The organism is Goodfellowiella coeruleoviolacea (assembly GCF_024171785.1).
In the GTDB taxonomy this organism is placed as follows: domain Bacteria; phylum Actinomycetota; class Actinomycetes; order Mycobacteriales; family Pseudonocardiaceae; genus Goodfellowiella; species Goodfellowiella coeruleoviolacea.
The window spans coordinates 273099-293366 of the sequence record NZ_JAMTCK010000003.1 but is presented as its reverse complement, the minus strand read 5'-3'; the positions used below and the strand labels follow the sequence as shown (position 1 = coordinate 293366).

Sequence of the window (20268 nt, the reverse complement as noted above, 5' to 3'; positions counted from 1 at the left end):
GAAGAGTGGATCCGCGGCCGGTGTCGGCGAGGCCTGGGATCATGGCCGGGGGGCCGGCTTCTCGGCCCGGTTCGGCGTGCGCCAGGGACCGCAACCGGCCAGCGCCGCGGGCCCGTTCACCGTGGTGATCCAGTCAGAGCCGCAGGTCAGCGGCGGGATAACCGACCCCGGACATGGGACGACCCCCGCCAGGGGGGAGGGACGGGGGTCGCCAAGGTTCAGCCCCGGGGGGTCGGACTGAACCCGTCCGGAAGAACCGGACGTCCCTACTGTATCCCCCCGCGGCAGGGTGACGCCTCCCATCCGGCTGAGGGACACGCCAAAATTTTGGTGACAGGAGGTTCCGAACCGGTTCACGCCGCCGGGGAACGCCCCCTCGCCCGGCCGGGCGGCCCGCCGCGCCACCGCCACACGAGCGGCGAGCGGTGGCCGGACAGATCCACATATGCTGTCCCGGTGACCGATTCCGGCAGTGTCGAGCGGCCCAGCGTCGAACGGCCCAGCGTCGAACGGCCCCGCAAGGGCGACCGGGTGGCCGCGTTCTTCGACCTCGACAAGACGGTCATCGCCAAGTCGAGCACGCTGGCGTTCAGCCGTCCCTTCTTTCAGGAGGGCCTGATCAACCGGCGGGCCGTGCTCAAGAGCGCCTACGCCCAGTTCGTCTTCATGCTCGCCGGCGCCGACGCCGACCAGATGGACCGGATGCGCGCGCACATCACCGCGCTGTGCGAGGGCTGGGACGTCGAGCAGGTCCGGGCGATCGTGGACGAGACCCTGCACGACATCGTGGACCCGCTGGTCTACAAGGAGGCCACCCAGCTCATCGGCGAGCACCGGGACTCCGGGCACGACGTGGTCGTGGTGTCCGCGTCGGGCGAGGAGATCGTGGCGCCGATCGCCGGCATGGTGGGCGCCCACCACAGCGTCGGCACCCGGATGGTGGTCTCCGACGGCCGCTATTCCGGGGACATCGACTTCTACTGCTACGGCGAGAACAAGGCCGTGGCCGTCCGGGAGCTGGCCGAGCGGCACGGCTACGACCTGTCCGCCTCGCACGCCTACTCCGACTCGATCACCGACCTGCCGCTGCTCGACGCGGTGGGCCACCCGACCGTGGTGAACCCGGACCGGGCGCTGCGCAAGGTCGCGGCGCAGCGCGGCTGGCCGGTGCTCACCTTCAGCGACCCGGTGCCGCTGCGCGCCCGGTTCCCCACGCCGTCCGGCACGGCCGTGGCCGCCGCCGCGGTCAGCCTCGGCGCGGTGGCCGCCGCCGGGTTCGCCTGGTACGGGCTGCGGCGCCGCCGGCCCAGGTAGCCGCGGGTAGCGCCGGCCCCGCCGGCACGGACCCGAACGGAGCAGCGGGCACCGGCCACCAGTGCTACCCGGGCCGGGAAACCACCGGGATTTCGTGACCGAACGTGGCTTGAACGGTGCACCTGTTCGAGACCTTGCCGTGCGTGCGGATCGGGATTACAAAGGAGTTGCGGACTTCGAAACGGCCAGGGGCGATCCAGAGGAGAAGCGTCGCCCACCCCGTCCGAACTCCGCGCGCGGACATCGCGGTACCCACGCGCAGCACGCCGCGGGAGGCATGTCGTTTAGGGGCTTGCGGATCGGGACGCCGGCCGCCGAGGCCCCGGGAATACGACGATGAGTTGCACGCTTGGTAGCCCGATCGCCCACGCTGACGGGTGGCGCTCACAGGTAGGTGCCTGTGAGCGCTTCCTGTGTCCGGACCACGGCACCGCCGGTGTTTTTCGCGAGTTCAGGCGTGTCTTCACACGCTCCCCGACCTGTTGACCCACTCTCACTGCGTGGGTAGTTTGCCGATTCAAACCACCACCTAGTGGGAAGGTTTCAACGTGCCCTGTTCGTCTGACGAACCGGGTTGAGGAGGGCGTTGTGCACCGGGTCCGCGCTAACAGGGCACTCACCGGGCAGAGTCCGGCGAGCAGCTCCGTCGTTCGACGTTCGCTCACCACCACGCTGGCCGCGCTGGCCACGGTCGCGCTCGCCGGATCGGCTCCGGTCGCGGCCCAGCCGACGGCCTCCGCCGACCAGGCACGGGCCGACCAGGCGCAGGCCACCCCGGAGGCGGCCATGCACGGCTGGGTGACCTCGACGCTGCGCCGCATGTCCCTGGAGGACAAGATCGGCCAGCTGTTCGTCACCTACGTCCACGGCCAGGCCGCGGACGAGCCGACCGAGGGCAGCGTCCGCGACTTCGGCGTGGCCACCTCGGCCGAGGTGGTGAAGAAGTTCCACCCCGGCGGGGTCATCTACTTCAACAACAGCAGCTACGACAACATCGACAGCCCCAAGCAGGTCGCCGAGCTGTCCAACGGGTTGCAGCGGGCCGCGCTCAGCTCGGGCAGCCGGGTGCCGCTGATCATCTCCACCGACCAGGAACAGGGCATCGTCACCCGGATCACCGCGCCCGCCACCCAGTTCCCCGGCAACATGGCGCTCGGCGCCAGCCGCAGCCCGGCCGCGGCCAGGCAGGCCGCCGCCATCACCGGCCGCGAGCTGCGGGCCATGGGCATCGGCCAGAACTTCGCCCCGGACGCGGACGTCAACTCCAACCCGCAGAACCCGGTGATCGGGGTCAGATCGTTCTCCTCCGACCCGGCACTGGCCGCCCAGCTGGTCGCCGCGCAGGTGCACGGCTACCAGGACTCCGGCCGGGCCACCGAGACGGTGTCCGCCGCCGCCAAGCACTTCCCCGGCCACGGCGACACCTCCGACGACAGCCACTACGGCCTGCCCGAGGCCAAGCGCACCAAGGAACAGTGGTCCACAGTGGACGCTCCGCCGTTCCGGGCCGCGATCGACGCCGGCATCGACGTGATCATGAGCGCGCACATCACCATGCCCAAGATCGACCCGTCCGGTGAGCCGGCCACCCTGTCCAAGCCCATCCTCACCGGCATGCTGCGCGACGAACTGGGCTTCGACGGCGTGGTGGTCACCGACTCGCTGGCCATGGCCGGCGTGCGCAAGCTGCACAGCGACGCCGAGATCCCGGTGCTGGCCCTCAAGGCCGGGGTGGACCAGCTGCTCATGCCGGTGAACCTGGAACTGGCCGCGACCAGCGTGCTGGACGCGGTGCGCCGCGGCGAGATCACCGAGCAGCGCATCGACCAGAGCGTGACCCGCATCCTCAAGCTCAAGTACAAGCGGGGCCTCGTGGCCAAGCCGCTGGTGGACGTGCGCGCGGTGAACTCGGTGGTGGGCAACCGGAGCCACCTGGCCGAGGCGCAGCGGATCACCGACCAGACCGTCACCGCGCTGCGCAACGACGCCAACCTGCTGCCGCTGACCAGCAAGCCGGCCAGCGCGCTGGTGACCGGCTGGGGTTCGGCCGGCACGGTGACCACCACCCTGGCCAACCAGATCGCCGCCCGCGGTCCGGCCACCACCGCGCTGGACACCGGCTCGGCGCCCACCGCCGCGCAGATCAGCGCCGCGGTCGACGCGGCAGGGCAGCGGGACCTGGTGGTGGTGCTGACCTACAACCTGGCCGGTTCGCCGGCCCAGCAGCAGCTCGTCGACGCGCTGGTGGCCACCGGCAAGCCGGTGGTGGCCGTGGCCGTGCGCAACCCCTACGACACCGGCTACGTGCCCAGCGCCCAGACCTGGCTGGCCACCTACTTCTACGGCGCGACCTCCACCGAGGCGCTGACCAAGGTGCTCTTCGGCGAGATCAAGCCCAGGGGCAAGCTGCCGGTGGACGTGCCGGACGGCGCCGACGCCACCAAGGTGCGCTACCCGCTCGGCTTTGGCCTGTCCTGGTGAGGTGGAGCGTGCCGAACCTGGACCGACGACGCTTCCTGGCCGCCTCGGCCCTGGCCGCGCCCGCGCTGGCCGCCGGTTCGGCCACGGCCAGCGCCGACACCAACCCCGTTGACACCAACCCCGCCGGCCCCAACGGCGCCGACGCCACCGCCGGCCGGCCCGGCGGGGTGCTGCCCGGGGCCGACCTGCTGGCCCAGCGCGGCTGGCGGGACCTGGCCGGCCGCAAGGTCGGGGTGGTCACCAACCCCACCGGGGTGCTGCGCGACCAGACCCACGTGGTGGACGCCATGGTCGCGGCCGGCCTGCGCCCGGTCGCGGTGTTCGGCCCGGAGCACGGGTTCCGGGGCACCGCCCAGGCCGGCGGCTCCGAGGGCGACTACACCGACCCGCGCACCGGCCTGCCCGTCTACGACGCCTACGGCGTGACCGCGGACAAGCTGGCCGAGCTGTACCGCAAGGCCGGGCTGGACACGGTGGTCTTCGACATCGCCGACGTGGGCGCCCGCTTCTACACCTACATCTGGACGATGTACACGGCCATGCAGGCCGCGGCCAGGACCGGGGCCGCGTTCGTGGTGCTGGACCGGCCCAACCCGGTGGGCGGCACGGCGTTCGGGCCCCGACTGGACCCGGCGTTCGCCTCGGGCGTCGGCCGCAAGCCGATCGTGCAGCAGCACGGCATGACCGTGGGCGAGCTGGCCCGGTTCTTCGACGCCGAGTTCCTGCCAGCCGACGGCGGCCGACTGTCCGCTTTGGACGTCGTGCAGGTGCGGAACTGGCGCAGGAACACGCTGTTCGCGGCCACTGGTCTGCAGTGGGTGCCGCCGAGCCCGAACATGCCCACCCCGGACACCGCCCTGGTCTACCCGGGCACCTGCCTGTTCGAGGGCACCCTGCTGGCCGAGGGCCGGGGCACCACCCGGCCGTTCGAAACCGTTGGCGCGCCCGGCATCGACTGGCGCTGGGCGGAGCGGCTCAACGAACTCGGCCTGCCCGGCGTGCGGTTCCGCGAGACCTACTTCGTGCCGACCTTCGGCAAGTTCCCCAACCAGACCTGCGGTGGCGTGCAGCTGCACCTCACCGACCCCGCTCGGCTGGACGCGGTCCGCACGGCCGTGGCGATGATCGTCACGGCCAGGGCGCTGTACCCGGAGGTGTTCGGCTGGCGGCCGGACAACGCCATCGACCGGTTGTCCGGGTCGGCCCGGTTGCGCACCATGGTGGACGCGGGTGCGGACACCGCCGAGATCGTCGCGTCCTGGCAGACCGAGCTGGCCGAGTTCCGCCGCCAGCGCGAGCGGTACCTGATCTACCGGTGAGGTGGCCGATGCGAACCGTTGCCGCGACCCTGGCCGCGCTGGTGCTGCTCGGCGGCACCGCGGTCGCCGAGCCCACCGGGACCGGGCCCGCGCCGGCCAGTCCCGGCCAGGCCGGGCCCGACCACCTCGGCCGGGCCCGTTTCGACCAGCCGTTCACCGGGTTCGCGCCGGCCGGCACCGTGCTGCGGCCGGGCAGTCCGGAGCAGGCCGGGCTGGCCCGGGCGCCGATCGAGGACGCGCTGGCCCGGATCACCCGGTGGACCGAGCCGGACGCCAGCGGCCACCCGCTGTTCGCCGGCGCGGTCTCGCTGTTGGCGCACAACGGCACCGTGGTCAGCACCCGGGCCACCGGGTACGCGGTGCGCTACGCCGACGGCGAGGGCACCGAGCTGCCCGTCGAGGCGCGGGTGCCGATGCGCGCCGACACCATCTTCGACATGGCGTCGGTGTCCAAGCTGTTCACCTCGATCGTGGTGATGCGGCAGGTGGAGGCGGGCCGGGTGGCGCTGGACGCGCGGGTGGCCGACTACCTGCCCGAGTTCGGCGTGAACGGCAAGGCGGACATCACCGTCCGCCAACTGCTCACGCACACCTCGGGGCTGGAGCCGTTCCTGCCGCTGTGGCGGGACTGGCCGGACCCGGTCGCGCGGATCAAGGCCGTCATGGACGTGGCGCCGGCCAACCCGCCGGGCAGCGCCTACGTCTACTCCGACCTGAACCTGATCACCCTGGGCGTGCTGGTGTCCAGGGTCACCGGGTCCACATTGGACGAACTGGTGCGCACCGGGATCACCGCGCCGCTGGGCATGGTCGACACCGGGTACAACCCGCCGGCCAGCAAGCTGGACCGGATCGCGGCCACCGAGTACCAGGCCACCCCGCCCCGGGGCATGGTGCGCGGCCAGGTGCACGATGAGAACGCCTGGTCGCTGGGTGGCGTGGCCGGGCACGCCGGCGTGTTCTCCACCGCCGCCGACATGGCCGTGCTCGGCCAGACCATCCTCAACGGCGGCAGCTACCGGGGTCACCGGGTGCTGCGGCCGGAGACCGTGCGGCAGATGCTGACCAACTTCAACACCGGCTTCCCGGACGACTCGCACGGCCTGGGCTTCGAGCTGGACCAGCGCTGGTACATGGGCGCGCTGAGCAGCCAGGTCACCGCCGGGCACACCGGCTACACCGGCACCACCCTGGTGATCGACCCGCGGTCCCGGTCGGTGTCGATCCTGCTCACCAACCGGGTGCACCCGTCACGCAACTGGGGCTCGATCAACCCGGCCCGGCGGGCCCTGGCCGACGGCCTGGCCACCGCGCTGGCCGTGCGGCCCCGGGCGGGCGGCCAGTCCTGGCAGGCCACCGCGGCGGCCACCGGGCAGACCGGCACGCTGACCACGCCCGCGCTCACCGCGCGCGCCGGCGTGCTGCGGGTCGGCTTCGACGCGTTCGTGGACACCGACGCCGGTGACGTGCTGACCGTGCAGACCAGCCAGGACAACGGCGCGACCTGGCAGCCGGTCGGCCTGCGGGTCAGCGGCGAGGGCGCGCCCGGCGGCGTGGTGACCGCGCTGACCGGGCACGGCCACCGGGCCTGGTGGCGGGTGTCGGCCGAACTGCCCGGCAACGGCCTGCTGCGCTGGCAGTTCACCAAGGGCGGCAGCTACGCCGGGCGCGGCGTGTTCGTGGACGACATCCAGGTGCGCGACGGCCGGGGCCCGGTGCTGGACGGCGAACGCCACCCCGGGGCGCTGACCGCGTCGTCCTGGACGCCCGTGTCCCGCTGAACCACCGACCTCCTTCCCCGACCGCTCCCGACCGGGTGGTGCCGTGATGTCCCGGCACCACCCGGTTTTTTCTTCGTCGCCCGTGCAACCCGCGCGCCGCGAACCCCATATTCATGGGCAGTACGCGACAGGAACGGATGGGTGATCATGGTGGCGACCAAGTGGCTCCTGGCGGCCGTGACGGGAACGCTGGCGGTGGCGCTGGCCGGCTGCGGGAGCGGCACGCCGGACGCGTCGGCCGGCCGGTCGGTGGCCCCGGTGGCGGACACGACCAGCGCGACCAGCGCGACCAGCACGGCGGCACCGGCCAGCAGTGCGGCACCGGCCGGCAGCGCCGCGCCGACCGGTGCGGCAACCGGGATCCAGCAGGGCGCCAGCGCGGAGCCGGCCGCCCCGGCCGAGGTCGCGGTCTCGCCGGTGCCCGAGGCCGCGCCGTGCGGTCCTCGGGTGCGGGCGTGCGTGCGGCTGTCCACCAAGCAGGCGTGGCTGCTGACCGACGGGCGGATCGACTACGGGCCGGTGCCGATGATGTACGGCCGACCCGGCCACGAGACACCGGTCGGCAGCTTCTGGGTGTCCTGGAAGGACCGCGAGCACACCAGCAACATCTACGGCCTGCCCATGCCGTACTCGGTGTTCTTCGCCTCGGGTGGCATCGCCTTCCACGAGGGCAGCCTGACCGAGCCCTCGCACGGCTGCGTGCACCTGGCCGCTGACGCCGCGGCGAGGTTCTTCGATTCCCTGCGGCCCGGGGACGCGGTGCAGGTGCTGGCCTAGTCGTCGGGGGTTGCCTAACAGTCACCAGGACCAGTGGGCAGCCCCCAGCCAGGGCAGCGCTTCACAGGCAACGATTACGGAACGCTGCTATAACGGGACAACGACCTGCTCAGATGTCGCCTTTATTACTCAAAAGGGTGACGTTCTGCCATCCCCGCGTTGACCACGGGAGTAGCGGTTAGTAAGTTTCCGACGTGGTTAGTAGCTCCCCGGCAACAGAACCAAGCGACGCCAGTCCACTGGTGAAGATCCGTTCGCTGCTCCCCGGCCTGGCCCGGGCCGAGCAGAGAGTGGCCAAGGTGGTGTTGGAACACCCGTCCTCGGTGGCGCACCGCAGCATCACCGAGGTGGCCGAGGCCGCCGGCACCAGTGAGACAACAGTGACCAGGTTCTGCAAGGCGATCGGTGTCGGCGGGTACCCGGAACTGCGCATCGCGCTGGCCGCGGAGACCGCGCGCAGCGCGGCCAGGACCAACCGCGACCTCGGCGGTGCCATCACCCCCTCCGACGAACTCCGCCAGGTGGTGGGCAAGGTGGCGTTCGCCGACGCCCGTGCCGTGGAGGAGACCGCGGAACAGCTCGACGTCGGCACCCTGCAGCAGGTCGTGGACGCCGTGGCCGCCGCGTCCCGGGTGGACGTCTACGGGTTCGGCGCCAGCGCGTTCGTCGCCTTCGACCTCCAGCAGAAGCTGCACCGGATCGGCCGCACCTGCTTCGCGTGGAACGACACGCACATCGCGCTCACCTCCGCGGCCGTGCTGCGCGCGAACGACGTGGCCATCGGCATCTCGCACACCGGCTCCACCGCGGAGACCGTGGAGGCGCTGCGGGTGGCCAAGGAGCAGGGCGCGGTCACCGTGGCGCTGACCAACTTCCCCCGCTCGCCCATCGCCGAGGTCGCCGACCACGTGCTGAGCACGGCGGCCAGGGAGACAACATTCCGGTCCGGTGCCATGGCCAGCCGGATCGCACAGCTCACCGTGATCGACTGCCTGTTCATCGGCGTCGCACAGCAGCACATGGACACGGCCATGACCGCGCTGGAAGCCACCTACCAGGCGGTCAGCGGACATCGACTCGGGTCGCGCCCGGACGGGCGGCGCAGGCGGGAGACGGGCAAATGACCAACAATCGGCCGGCGGCCTCGGTCTACGTGCAGTCGCCCACCGAGTTACGCAATCCGCGCACGGTGGACATCGACCAGATGGGCACCCTGGACATGCTGCGGCTGATCAACGCCGAGGACCACACCGTGGCCGACGCCGTGGCCAACGCGCTGCCCGCGCTGGCCAGGGCGGTGGACCTGGCCGTGGCCGCGCTGCGCGCCGGCGGGCGGGTGCACTACGTGGGCGCCGGCACCTCGGGCCGGTTGGCCACCCTGGACGCCGCCGAGCTGGGCCCCACCTACAACAGCCCCAGTGACTGGTTCGTGGCCCACCACGCCGGCGGGGTGGACGCCCTGGTCAACGCGGCCGAGGGGGTCGAGGACAGCGCCGAGCGGGGCGCGGCCGAGATCCGGGCGCACGCCCGCGCCGGTGACCTGGTGGTCGGCGTGGCCGCGTCCGGGCGCACCCCGTTCGTGCTCGGCGCGCTGGACGCGGCCAGGAGCCTGGGCGCCAGCACCGCGCTGATCTCCAACAACCCGCTGGCCGCCCTGCCGATCCGGGTGGACGTGCTGATCGCGCTGGACACCGGCCCCGAGGTGATCGCGGGATCGACCAGGATGAAGGCGGGCACCGCGCAGAAGCTGGTGCTCACCTCGTTCTCCACCGCGGTGATGGTCCGGCTGGGCCGGACCTACTCCAACCTGATGGTGAGCATGCGGGCGACCAACGCCAAGCTGCGCGGGCGCACCCTGCGCATCCTCGGCGAGGCCACCGGGCTGGGCGAGCAGGAGTGCGAGGCCGCGCTCAACCGGGCCGGCGGCGACCTCAAGGTCGCGCTGGTGCACCTGCTGACCGGCGCGTCCACCGAGGCGGCCGCCAAGGCGCTTGACGAGCACGACGGCTACGTGCGGGCGGCGGTGCGCGCGCTGGTCCCGGCTGACGAGAACTGACCCCGGCCGGACCGGGCCGGGCTCGACCGGACCGGGCACAACCGATCCCGGCTCAACCGAACCCGGCACAACCGAACCCGGCACGGCGGACCCGACCGAGCGCTCCGGTCACGGCCAGCGGCAGCCCCACCGCCGGCCGTGCGGCCGGCGGTCAGGAGGGCACGGCGGCGTCCGCGATGCTGGTGGCCTCGCGCGCGCCGGCCACGAACGTCTCGCAGCAGAACAGCAGCCAGTCCCGCACGCCGTCCGGGTCGCCCTCGCCGAAGGCCCGCGCCGTGTCCCGGTAGCGGTCGGCCCGGCGCAGGCAGGCCACCTCGGGCACGGTCAGCCCCTTGGGGTCCAGCCCGGTGCTGATCGCGGTCAGCCGGGCCGCCGCCCTGGCCACCACGCCGTTGCCCACCTCGAACGGGGCCAGGTCGAGCAGTTCGCCGTGCACCACCGCGACCAGCAGCGGCCCCGGCACGCTCGTGCCGCCGGCCACCAGCTGGGCCAGCAGGTCCAGCCGGGCGGACACGGCACGCCCGGCGCGCGGCCGCCCCAGGGTGTCCTCGCCCGCCTCGGGCACCAGGTCCGCCGCGGCCAGCACGTGCAACCGGGCCAGCGCCTGCAGCGGGGCCCGCCGCCAGGTGGCCAGCAGGTGGCCGATGGCCTCGGAGATGCGCAGCGCGCCGGCCAGCACCGGGTCGTCCACGGCACCGCCGGCCGGGATCTCGGCGCCGCCGCCGTCCAGCACGGCCGAGGCGCGGGCGGCCCGCACCGACGCCTCCGCGGCCGTGGTCGGCCAGCCCTTGCGGTTGGTCGGGTGCCGGTGCACCTCGTCCACCGCCGCTCTGGCGTCGCGCACGGCGTCGGGCACCCCGGGCAGGTCCAGCAGCGGACCCAGCGGATCGGCATCGGTCACGCCTGGACAGTACCGGTCGCCCCGACACCGCAAAGTGGCCCTTTGATTTTGGCGAAAACTGGCCATCCACCAAAGCCACTTGGGCTGTTTAGCCTGCTCGCCGTGAACAACCCCTGGTACCACCGCCCCGTCCTCACCGGTCAGCACGTCCGGCTCGAACCCCTGACTCCCGCACACGCCCCCGACCTGTTCGCGGCCGGCGCCGACCCGGACATCTGGACGTGGCTGCGGGACGCCCGGCCGACCGACCTCGACGACATGCGGCGCAGGATCGACCGCATCCTGGCCGACCCGGACCGGCTGGCGTTCGTCCAGATCGATCCCGCCGGCCGGGTCGCCGGCACCACCTCGTACTACGAGATCGACCCGACCGAGCGCGGGCTCTACATCGGCCACACCTGGATCGGCGCGCCCTGGCGGCGCACGGGCGTGAACACCGAGGCCAAGCTGATGCTGCTGCGGCACGCGTTCGACACGCTCGGGGCCAACCGGGTGGGCTGGCACACCGACATCAACAACCTGCGCTCGCAGCGCGCGATCGAGCGGCTGGGCGCGCGCCGGGAGGGCGTGCTGCGCGCGCACCGCATCCGACGCGACGGCAGCCTGCGCGACACGGTGGTGTACTCGGTGATCGCCGCGGAGTGGCCCAGCGTGCGGGAGCGCCTGGAAGCGCGACTGCGTCCGGCCCAGCATCACCCAGAGGGGGAATCATCCCAAACGGGATATCCACAACGCACCGTCGCGAACCGGACTTTCGCCTCATCAGCGGACGGGCAGCGCGCCGACCAGCGCCCCGCGGGTGACAATGGTCTAAACCTCTACTGATTTCGGCCTGTCGGACGGCCGCTTGTCGCACTACCGTCAGGGCAAACGTTCCCACCGGTCCGGGTCGGACATCACGATCAGGAGGTCCCGCACCATGACCCAGCCCTCGGACCAGAGCGCGGCTCTGGACAACCTGCTCAACGAGAGCAGGGCGTTTCCTCCGAGCGAGGAGTTCGCCGCGCAGGCCAACGCGACCTCCGCGCTGTACGCGGAGGCGGACGCCGACCGCGAGGCGTTCTGGGCGAAGCAGGCCGAACGGCTGCACTGGGACACGCCGTGGACGAAGGTCCTCGACTGGGACGACGCGCCGTTCGCCAAGTGGTTCGTCGGCGGCAAGCTCAACGTCGCCTACAACTGCGTGGACCGGCACGTCGAGTCCGGCCACGGCGACCAGGTGGCCATCCACTGGGAGGGCGAGCCGGGTGACCGGCGCACCATCACCTACGCCGACCTCAAGCGCGAGGTGAGCAAGGCCGCCAACGCCCTGGCCTCGCTGGGCCTGCGGGCCGGCGACCGGGTGGCCATCTACATGCCGATGATCCCCGAGACCGTGTTCGCCATGCTGGCCAGCGCCCGCCTCGGGCTCACCCACAGCGTAGTGTTCGGCGGGTTCTCCTCGGAGGCGCTGCGCACCCGCATCGAGGACGCCGAGGCCAAGCTGGTCATCACCGTGGACGGTCAGTACCGGCGCGGCCAGGCCCTGCCGCTCAAGCCCGCCGTGGACGAGGCCGTGGCCAGGACGCCCAGCGTGCGCAACGTCCTGGTGGTCCGGCGCACCGGCACCGACGTGGACTTCACGCCCGACCGCGACCTGTGGTGGCACGAGCTGGTGGACGGCCAGTCCGAGGAGCACACGCCCGAGGCGTTCGACGCCGAGCACCCGCTGTACATCCTGTACACCTCGGGCACCACGGGTAAGCCCAAGGGCATCCTGCACACCTCCGGCGGCTACCTGACCCAGGTGGCCTACACCCACCACAACGTGTTCGACCTCAAGCCGGACACCGACGTGTACTGGTGCGCGGCCGACGTCGGCTGGGTCACCGGGCACAGCTACATCGTGTACGGCCCGCTGGCCAACCGGGCCACCTCGGTGATGTACGAGGGCACGCCCAACACCCCGCACGAGGGCCGCTGGTGGGAGATCGTGCAGCGGTACAAGGTGTCCATCCTGTACACCGCGCCGACCACGATCCGCACCTTCATGAAGTGGGGCGCGGACATCCCGGCCCGCTACGACCTGTCCTCGCTGCGGGTGCTCGGCAGCGTGGGCGAGCCGATCAACCCCGAGGCGTGGATGTGGTACCGGGAGCACATCGGCGGCAACCGGGCGCCCATCGTGGACACCTGGTGGCAGACCGAGACCGGGGCGATCATGATCTCGCCGCTGCCCGGGGTGACCGCCACCAAGCCGGGTTCGGCGATGGCCCCGCTGCCGGGCATCGCCGCCAAGGTGGTCGACGACACCGGTGCGGAGGTGGGCAAGGGCGGCGGCGGCTACCTGGTGCTTGACCAGCCGTGGCCGTCCATGCTGCGCGGCATCTGGGGTGATGACCAGCGCTACCGCGACACCTACTGGTCCCGGTTCGCCGAGCAGGGCTACTACTTCGCCGGCGACGGCGCCAAGTACGACGACGACGGCGCCATCTGGCTGCTCGGCCGGGTCGACGACGTGATGAACGTGTCCGGCCACCGCATCTCCACCACCGAGGTGGAGTCGGCGCTGGTGTCCCACCCGAGCGTGGCCGAGGCGGCCGTGGTCGGCGCCACCGACCCGACCACCGGCCAGGGCATCGTGGCGTTCGTGATCCTCCGCGGTGACGCCAAGGACCAGGGCGAGCAGGTCATCAAGGCGCTGCGCGACCACGTGTCCAAGGAGATCGGCCCGATCGCCAAGCCGCGCCAGATCATGGTCGTGCCGGAGCTGCCCAAGACCCGGTCCGGCAAGATCATGCGGCGGCTGCTGCGCGACGTGGCCGAGAACCGCCAGATCGGCGACGTGACCACGCTGGCCGACTCCTCGGTGATGGACCTGATCTCGGCCGGCCTGAAGAGCGGTTCGTCCTCGGAGGACTGACCGCCACGACAGCGGGGCGACCACGGGCCCGGGTGGACAGCACGACCGTCCGCCCGGGCCCTGTCGTGTCCGGGCGCGGTGACCTGCGGACTCATCAGTTAGTTAGCCTGTTCAACTTTTTCCACGCGGGCTGGTCCGTTAAAATCGCGTCAAGGTGAGCCGGGAAGTCTGGTCGGCAGGCAGGTGTCCGTGTAGTCGACCGACCCCCGGGAGGGTGTGTGCCGCGCAACCGTCGAGCCAACCCAGTGGCGGAGTTCGCCCGCTTCCTGCGCACCGAGACCGTGGGCGGGCTGGTGCTGCTCGGCGCCACCGCCGTCGCCCTGCTCTGGGCCAACTCGCCACTGCGCGACTCCTACACCGCCTTACGCGACCTGCGCCTCGGCCCGGCCGCCCTGCACCTGGACCTGACCGTGGGCGACTGGGCCAAGGACGGGCTGCTCGCCCTGTTCTTCTTCGTGGCCGGCCTGGAACTCAAGCGGGAACTGGTCACCGGCGAGCTGTCCCGGCTGCGCGCCGCACTGCTGCCGGTGATCGCCGCGATCGGCGGCATGGTGGTGCCCGCGCTGCTCGCGCTGGCCGTCGGCTGGGGCACCCCGGGCATCGACCGGGCCTGGGCCATCCCGGTCGCCACCGACATCGCCTTCGCCCTCGGCGTGCTCGCGCTGACCGGCTCGGGCATGCCGAGCAGCGCCCGAGTGTTCCTGCTCAGCCTGGCCGTGGTGGACGACCTCGGCGCGATCGCGCTGATCGCGGTGCTGTTCACCAGCCAGCTCAACCTGCTGGCCGGCGCGGTGAGCCTGCTGCTGCTCGCCCTGTACGCCTACCTCCAGCACCGCAGGGTGACCACGCCCCTGCTGTACGTGCCACTGGCCGTGGCGGTGTGGCTGGCCGTGCACGCCACCGGGGTGCACGCCACCCTCGCCGGGGTCGCGCTGGGCCTGCTGACCAGGGTGCGCAAGGACCCCTACGAGCCGGCCGCCCCGGCGCTGCGGCTGGAGCACCGGTTGCAGCCGTGGTCGGCCGGCCTGGCCGTGCCGGTGTTCGCCCTGTTCGCGGCCGGCGTCCCGGTGGGCGCCGACGCGCTGGGCGGGCTGGTGCGCAACCCGCTGGTGATCGCGGTGGTGGTGGGGCTGGTGGTCGGCAAGCTGGTCGGCATCGCCGGGGCGGCCCTGCTGGCCAGGGCGCTGCGGGTGGCCGTGCTGCCCAGGGGCATGCACGTGCGCGACCTGTTCGCCGTGGCCATGCTCGGCGGGGTGGGCTTCACGGTGAGCCTGCTCATCGCCGAGCTGTCGCTGGACCCGCACGGCGCCGAACAGGCCAAGGCCGGGGTGCTGCTGGCCTCGGCCACGGCCGCGCTGCTGGCCGCCGCGCTGCTGGTGCGCCGCAGTCGCCACCACCGCCGGCGCCGCCACCTGCTCGCCCTCGCCGAGGAGGACACCGCCGAGGAGGACACCGCCGACGAGGACAACGGCGCCACCGGTGGCGACACCGGCGAGCAGGCCGGCCGAGGCTGAGGCTGGCGGCGACCGGCGCGAGCAGCGCCGACACCGGCCCGGAACATGATCAACTTCCCTGGTCCGGCCGGTCGCCCAGCCCTGGGCGGGCGTGCATGGCACGATGATCCGGTGACCAGCGCCCACCAGAACCGAAACGGCAACAGTGGGGGTGCCGGGCTACCGCCACTCCCGTCCATCCCCCTGTCCGCGGACTCGCCCGGTGCCACCGCGGCGGAGACCTCGATCGGAGGGCTGGTCCGCGACGCGACCGCCCACATGTCCACCCTGATCAGGGCGGAAGTCGAGCTGGCCCGCATGGAGGTGGCCGCCGAGATCCGCAAGGGCGTGCGGGGCAGCGTCTTCTTCATCCTGGCGCTGACGGTGCTGCTGTTCAGCTCGTTCTTCTTCTTCTTCGCCCTGGCCGAACTGCTCGCCGACCTCGGCCTGTACCGGTCGGCGGCGTTCGGCATCGTCTTCGCGCTGATGCTGCTGACCGCGGGCCTGTTCGCCTTCCTCGGCGTGCGCAAGGTGCGGCGCATCCGCGCGCCCGAGCGCACCATCAGCACCATGCGCGACACGGCGGCGGCGCTGCGGCACCCGGGCGAGCACACCGACCAGGTCGACCGCGCCGCCGGTGTCGGCCGCGCCGACGGTGCCGCCCGGACCGGGCGCTAGGCCAGGCGGGCGAGTCAGCATCCGCACGGCCGTGCGACTGCCACCCGACCCGTCCTCGGTGCGCCTGCCAGGGCCGTGGACCCACCGGGACGTGTCCGCCAACGGCATCCGGCTGCACGTCGCCGAACTCGGTGACGGGCCGCTGGTGCTGCTGCTGCACGGCTTCCCCGAGTTCTGGTGGACCTGGCGGCACCAGCTGGTCGCCCTGGCCGCGGCCGGCTACCGGGCGGTCGCCGTGGACCTGCGGGGATACGGCGACTCGGACAAGCCCCCGCGCGGCTACGACGGCTGGACCCTGGCCGGCGACGTGGCCGGGCTGACCAAGGCGCTCGGCGAGGGCCGCGCCCACCTGGTCGGCCACGCCTGGGGCGGGCTGCTGGCGTGGACCGTGGCCGCCCTGCACCCGCGGCTGGTGCGCTCGCTGTCGGTGCTGTCCGCGCCGCACCCGCTCGCGCTGCGCCGGGCCATCGCCCGCGACCCGCGCGGCCAGGGCCGGGCCAGCCGCCACCTGTTCCGCTTCCAGCTGCCGATCTGGCCGGAGCGCTGGCTGACCCGCGACGACGCCGCCGCGGTGGAGGCCATGCTGCGCGCGTGGTCCGGGCCGAAGTGGCTGGTCGACCCCGAGTTCGACGAGGTGGCCCGGCGCGACCGGGAGGCCATGCTGGTGGCCGGGGTCGCGCACAGCGCGCTGGAGTACCACCGCTGGGCGGTGCGCTCCCAGCTGCGCGGCGAGGGCCGCCGGTTCGCCGAGGCACTGCGCCGCCGGCTGCCCATGCCCGTGCTGCAGGTGCAGGGCGAACTGGACCCGGTCGTGCTGCCCACCACCGCGGCCGCGGTGTCCAGCCGCTGGCTGGCCCGCCCGGCCAGCTACCAGGTGCTGCCCGACGTCGGCCACCTGCCGCACCAGGAGGCACCGGACCAGGTCAACCGGATCCTGGTGAACTTCCTGGCCCGGCACGCCTGAGCCGGGCCAGGGTCCCGGTCAGGAGGTGCAGCTGCCGGTGGCCACCTTGCGGTACTCGCCGGGCGCGGCGGCCACCTCGTCGGCCACCTCGCGGGCGGTGAGCACGAACCCGGTCTCCTGGTCGTCCACGGCCGCGCCGAACACCACGCCCAGCACGGTGCCGTCCGCGTCGATCAGCGGGCCGCCCGAGTTGCCGCTGCGCACGGTCGCCCGGATCGTGTAGACCTCCCTGGTCACGGTCTTGTCGTCGTAGATGTCCGGGCCGCGCAGCGGCAGCTGCTCGCGGATGCGGGCCGGGGAGGCCGTGTACGGGCCGTCCAGCGGGTAGCCGAGCACGATCGCGTCCTGGCCGGCCGCGGCCCGCCGCTGGCTGAACTGCAGCGGCTGCGCGGTCAGGTCGGGCACGGCCAGCACGGCCACGTCGGTCTCGGAGTCGTAGTACACGACGGTCGCCTCCAGCCGGCCCTGGCCGACCTCGACGGCCACGTCCTCGGTGCCGGCCACCACGTGCGCGTTGGTGATCACCCGCTGGTTGGCGATCACGAACCCGGTGCCCTCCAGCGAGCGCGAGCAGGACGGCGCCGTGCCCCGGACCTTGAGCACGCTCGGCCGCACCCGGTCCACCACCTCGCTGCCGCTCAGCCGCGCGTCGGGCGGGTCCACCCCGGTGATCGGGGTCTGGTCGAACCGGTCGACCGCGGCCGGGAAACCGGACTCGTCCAGCAGGTTCTGCAGGTCGTCCGACAGGTTCTTGGCGGCCTGCGGCATGGCCGAGTCCACCGTGCCCAGCACCCGGGAACTCTTGATGGCCGAGGCCAGCGTGGGCAGCCCGGCCGCGTCGGTCAGCGGCAGCGCGATCAGCCAGGCGACCACGAACACCACGGCGCCCTGCACCAGCGCGCCCAGCGCGTTGTCCACGCCGCGCAGCGGGGTGGCGTCCACCCGCTGCTTGATCGCCCGCCCCACGTACACGCCCAGCGTCTCGCCCAGTGCGACGAACAGCACCACGATGCCGACCGCGAACGCGACCCTGGCGGCCACGTCGGTGAACTGCTCCACGACCAGCGGCGCCAGCCGGATGCCCAGCACCGCGCCGGCGAGCACACCCGCGAACGCGGGCAGCGCGGTGACCATGCCCTGCCGCGCCCCGGACACCGCGGCCAGCAACGCGAGCGCGACCACCAGCAGGTCAACCCAGTTCACTCCTGCACCTCCCGGCCAGTGCTCGCCGCACCACGACACCTGCTCGACCACGGGCACCGCGCCGCGGGGCGCGTGCTCGGGCCGGTTCTCGGGACCATCCCGCCGGGGCACACGGTGTGTGGCCGCCGGCTAGGTCATTCGCAACGCTACGTGAAGGTCGCGGACGTCGGTTTCGTCCCACGGACGTTCCCAGCCACCCAGGGTGAGCACCCCGCTGAGCAGGCCGGCGGTGAAACCCCAGACCAACATGCCGGGGGCGGCGAAGGCCGGACCGACGTAGCCGGAGGAGTGCCGCACCCGGAACCGGTTCGCCGGGTCGGCCAGGTGCGCGATGGGCACCCTGGCCACCGCCGCGGTCTCGCCCGGATCCACCGGCGCGACCGGGCCGGGGGTGTGCCAGTAGCCCAGCACCGGGCTGACCACGAACCGGGACACCGGCACGTACACCTCAGGCAGCAGGGCCAGCGGCAGCACGCTCTCCGGCACCACCCCGGTCTCCTCGGCGGCCTCGCGCAACGCCGTGTCCACCGGTCCGGTGTCGGCCGCCTCGGCCGCGCCGCCGGGGAAGGCGACCTGGCCGGGGTGGGCGGGCAGCGTCTCGGCCCTGCGGAGTAACAGCACGTCAGGGCCGTCGGGCCGGTCACCGAACAGGATCAGCACGGCGGCCGGCCGGGGCACCCCCACCGGGGGTGGGGTCACCCGGGTGAACGCGGTCGCGTCCAGTGAGGCGGTGGCCGCGACCAGGTCGCGCAGCCACTCGGGCACGTCCTCGGGCGGGGCCAGCGGGCCGACCTGGGCGGGGCGGTCCCGCCAGTGCCCGCCGGTCACCGGGTGGTCCCGGTGTAGCGGGCCACGGTCTCGCGGATCTGGTCCACCGAGCGGAACGGCGTGGGCGGGTCGACCTGGTGCACCGCGCCGTCCGCGTCGACCACGTAGCTGACCGGCAGGTAGTTGGGGGTGCCCAGGGCCGAGCTGACCGCACGGTCCTGGTCCACCACGGAGGGTAAGCGCACGCCCAGGTCGGTCAGGGTGGCCAGGCCGTCCTCCGGGCTGCTCCGCTCCTGGATCTGCACGCCCAGCACGGTCACCGCGCCGGGTTGGCCGGCGTACTCGTCCAGCAGCGGCAGCTCCTCCCGGCAGGGCGGGCACCAGGTGGCCCACACGTTGATCAGGGCCGGCCGACCGGCCAGCACCGCGCCCAGGTCCACGGTGGACCCGTCACCCAGGCAGCTCACCCGCACCCCGGCCAGGCCGGCCGGGGCACCGCCGCCCGCCGTCCCCGCCGAACCGGTGCTGTCCGAACCGGTGCTGTCCGAGCCGGTGCTGCCCGAACCGGCGTTGTCCGAGGTGGGACAGGGCCGCAGCGCCGCGGCGGCGCGCGCCTGGGCCAACGCCTCCGGATCGGCCGGGGCGGCCGGGGCCGGCCCGCCACCCGCGGGGGCGCCGGTCGGGCCGCTGGTGGCGTTCTCAGCGGTGAACAGGGGCCACAGCGCCACGGCGGCGGCGAGCACCAGCACCACCCCCACCAGCGTCCACCGCAGCCGCGCCGTCACCGCCGGGCACCCCCACCGCCGGCCCGTCCGGGCCGCTCGCCCGCGCGCAGCCGTTCGGCCATGGCCAGCAGGTGCTCGGTCTCCGGCCCCTTGACCAGGCCGGCCGCCCGCTGCGGGTCGACCTCACCGACGCCGTAGGACGGGCAGTCCCTGGCCAGCAGGCAGGCGCCACAGGCGGGCCGGCGCGCGTGGCACACCCGGCGGCCGTGGAAGATGACCCGGTGGGACAGCTTGGTCCACTCCTTGCGCGGCACCAGCGCGCCGACCGCGTGCTCGGCCTTGACCGGATCGGTCTCCTCGGTCCAGCCCCAGCGGCGGACCAGGCGTCCGAAATGGGTGTCGACCGTGATCCCCGGCACGTCGAACGCCTCGCCGAGCACGACGTTCGCGGTCTTGCGGCCCACCCCGGGCAGCGCGACCAGATCGGACAGTCGTCCGGGCACCTCGCCGTCGTGCCGCTCCACCAGCGCGGCGCCCAGCCCCATCAGCGCGGTGGCCTTGTTGCGGAAGAACCCGGTCGGCCGGATGAACTCCTCCAGCTCGGCCCGGTCGGCGCCGGCGTAGTCCTCGGCCGTCCGGTACTTGGCGAACAGCGCCGGGGTGACCTCGTTCACCCGCTTGTCCGTGCACTGGGCGGACAGGATCACCGCGACGAGCAACTCCAGCGGTGTGGTGAAGTCCAGTTCACAATGGGCGTCGGGATAGGCCTCGGCCAGTGCGCGGACCATCCGCCGGACACGACGAACCAACCCGAGGCCGGTTTCCGTCCTGCCGGATGTGACCCCGCCTCCGCCCGTGCTGGGGTCGCTGGTGCGGCGACGCGAGGGAGCAGGCACCATGCCAGCC

At 73.0% G+C, this 20268-nt stretch carries 16 protein-coding genes and 1 pseudogene; 12 read left to right on the top strand and 5 right to left on the bottom strand.

The features are described from left to right. Nucleotides 1-531: 531 nt before the first annotated feature. From LX83_RS07410 to murQ, 7 genes are all read left to right on the top strand, one after another. The gene (locus LX83_RS07410) at nucleotides 532-1314 is read left to right on the top strand and encodes an HAD-IB family hydrolase (RefSeq protein ID WP_253769124.1); all 783 of its coding nucleotides are present in this window, start codon (nucleotides 532-534) and stop codon (nucleotides 1312-1314) included. Nucleotides 1315-2100: 786 nt separating this feature from the next. Further along, the gene (locus LX83_RS07405; RefSeq protein WP_253769121.1) at nucleotides 2101-3795 is read left to right on the top strand and encodes a glycoside hydrolase family 3 protein; all 1695 of its coding nucleotides are present in this window, start codon (nucleotides 2101-2103) and stop codon (nucleotides 3793-3795) included. An 8-nt stretch (nucleotides 3796-3803) separates the two neighbouring features. Beyond that, nucleotides 3804-5114, top strand: a complete 1311-nt coding sequence (locus LX83_RS07400) for an exo-beta-N-acetylmuramidase NamZ family protein (protein ID WP_253768456.1) — start codon at nucleotides 3804-3806, stop codon at nucleotides 5112-5114. Nucleotides 5115-5122: 8 nt separating this feature from the next. Continuing rightward, nucleotides 5123-6895 carry a serine hydrolase domain-containing protein gene (locus LX83_RS07395; protein WP_253768454.1) on the top strand — a complete coding sequence of 591 codons (1773 nt, stop codon included), beginning with the start codon at nucleotides 5123-5125 and terminating at the stop codon, nucleotides 6893-6895. A 147-nt stretch (nucleotides 6896-7042) separates the two neighbouring features. Next, a complete protein-coding gene (locus LX83_RS07390; RefSeq protein WP_253769119.1) occupies nucleotides 7043-7672 on the top strand; it encodes a L,D-transpeptidase in 630 nt (209 codons plus the stop codon). Between the two features lie 194 nt (nucleotides 7673-7866). Next, nucleotides 7867-8796 (top strand): MurR/RpiR family transcriptional regulator, encoded by a 930-nt coding sequence (locus LX83_RS07385; protein ID WP_253768453.1) that lies wholly within the window; start codon nucleotides 7867-7869, stop codon nucleotides 8794-8796. Then, a complete protein-coding gene (gene murQ, locus LX83_RS07380) occupies nucleotides 8793-9728 on the top strand; it encodes an N-acetylmuramic acid 6-phosphate etherase (RefSeq protein WP_253768452.1) in 936 nt (311 codons plus the stop codon). The genes LX83_RS07385 and murQ overlap by 4 nt, the downstream gene beginning before the upstream one ends. Nucleotides 9729-9879: 151 nt before the next feature. Here the strand turns inward: murQ and LX83_RS07375 are convergent, their stop codons facing one another. Continuing rightward, nucleotides 9880-10629 carry a DUF3067 family protein gene (locus LX83_RS07375; protein ID WP_253768451.1) on the bottom strand — a complete coding sequence of 250 codons (750 nt, stop codon included), beginning with the start codon at nucleotides 10627-10629 and terminating at the stop codon, nucleotides 9880-9882. Nucleotides 10630-10731: 102 nt separating this feature from the next. Here LX83_RS07375 and LX83_RS07370 point away from each other — a divergent pair. The 5 genes and pseudogenes from LX83_RS07370 to LX83_RS07350 form a co-directional block, all read left to right on the top strand. After that, a pseudogene (locus LX83_RS07370) lies at nucleotides 10732-11307 on the top strand (GNAT family N-acetyltransferase); the annotation flags it as partial. A 241-nt stretch (nucleotides 11308-11548) separates the two neighbouring features. Continuing rightward, the gene (gene acs / locus LX83_RS07365; RefSeq protein ID WP_253768450.1) at nucleotides 11549-13531 is read left to right on the top strand and encodes an acetate--CoA ligase; all 1983 of its coding nucleotides are present in this window, start codon (nucleotides 11549-11551) and stop codon (nucleotides 13529-13531) included. A 245-nt stretch (nucleotides 13532-13776) separates the two neighbouring features. Then, nucleotides 13777-15045: a Na+/H+ antiporter NhaA gene (nhaA, locus tag LX83_RS07360; RefSeq protein ID WP_253768449.1), complete on the top strand. Its 1269-nt coding sequence runs from the start codon at nucleotides 13777-13779 to the stop codon at nucleotides 15043-15045. Nucleotides 15046-15156: 111 nt separating this feature from the next. Beyond that, complete coding sequence (locus tag LX83_RS07355) at nucleotides 15157-15702, top strand: phage holin family protein (protein ID WP_253768448.1); 546 nt, start codon at nucleotides 15157-15159, stop codon at nucleotides 15700-15702. Nucleotides 15703-15733: 31 nt separating this feature from the next. After that, the gene (locus LX83_RS07350) at nucleotides 15734-16666 is read left to right on the top strand and encodes an alpha/beta fold hydrolase (RefSeq protein WP_253768446.1); all 933 of its coding nucleotides are present in this window, start codon (nucleotides 15734-15736) and stop codon (nucleotides 16664-16666) included. Between the two features lie 18 nt (nucleotides 16667-16684). Here the strand turns inward: LX83_RS07350 and LX83_RS07345 are convergent, their stop codons facing one another. The 4 genes from LX83_RS07345 to nth all read right to left on the bottom strand — a co-directional run bounded on the left by LX83_RS07345 (nucleotide 16685) and on the right by nth (nucleotide 20150). Further along, nucleotides 16685-17869: a MarP family serine protease gene (locus LX83_RS07345; RefSeq protein ID WP_253768444.1), complete on the bottom strand. Its 1185-nt coding sequence runs from the start codon at nucleotides 17867-17869 to the stop codon at nucleotides 16685-16687. 129 nt (nucleotides 17870-17998) lie between these two features. Next, the gene (locus tag LX83_RS07340) at nucleotides 17999-18697 is read right to left on the bottom strand and encodes an NUDIX hydrolase (protein ID WP_253768442.1); all 699 of its coding nucleotides are present in this window, start codon (nucleotides 18695-18697) and stop codon (nucleotides 17999-18001) included. Beyond that, nucleotides 18694-19422 carry a TlpA family protein disulfide reductase gene (locus tag LX83_RS07335; RefSeq protein WP_253768440.1) on the bottom strand — a complete coding sequence of 243 codons (729 nt, stop codon included), beginning with the start codon at nucleotides 19420-19422 and terminating at the stop codon, nucleotides 18694-18696. Before LX83_RS07335 ends, LX83_RS07340 begins: the two co-directional genes overlap by 4 nt. Beyond that, nucleotides 19419-20150 carry an endonuclease III gene (nth, locus tag LX83_RS07330; RefSeq protein ID WP_253768437.1) on the bottom strand — a complete coding sequence of 244 codons (732 nt, stop codon included), beginning with the start codon at nucleotides 20148-20150 and terminating at the stop codon, nucleotides 19419-19421. Before nth ends, LX83_RS07335 begins: the two co-directional genes overlap by 4 nt. Between the last annotated feature and the right edge of the window lie 118 nt (nucleotides 20151-20268).

What these genes read in the sequence shown, in the direction of transcription:
- LX83_RS07405 (WP_253769121.1), top strand. Translation starts at nt 2,101, where the DNA reads ATGCACGGCTGGGTGACCTCGACGCTGCGCCGCATGTCCCTGGAGGAC.
- LX83_RS07395 (WP_253768454.1), top strand. Translation starts at nt 5,123, where the DNA reads ATGCGAACCGTTGCCGCGACCCTGGCCGCGCTGGTGCTGCTCGGCGGC.
- LX83_RS07390 (WP_253769119.1), top strand. Translation starts at nt 7,043, where the DNA reads ATGGTGGCGACCAAGTGGCTCCTGGCGGCCGTGACGGGAACGCTGGCG.
- murQ (WP_253768452.1), top strand. Translation starts at nt 8,793, where the DNA reads ATGACCAACAATCGGCCGGCGGCCTCGGTCTACGTGCAGTCGCCCACC.
- acs (WP_253768450.1), top strand. Translation starts at nt 11,549, where the DNA reads ATGACCCAGCCCTCGGACCAGAGCGCGGCTCTGGACAACCTGCTCAAC.
- nth (WP_253768437.1), bottom strand. Translation starts at nt 20,150, where the DNA reads ATGGTCCGCGCACTGGCCGAGGCCTATCCCGACGCCCATTGTGAACTG.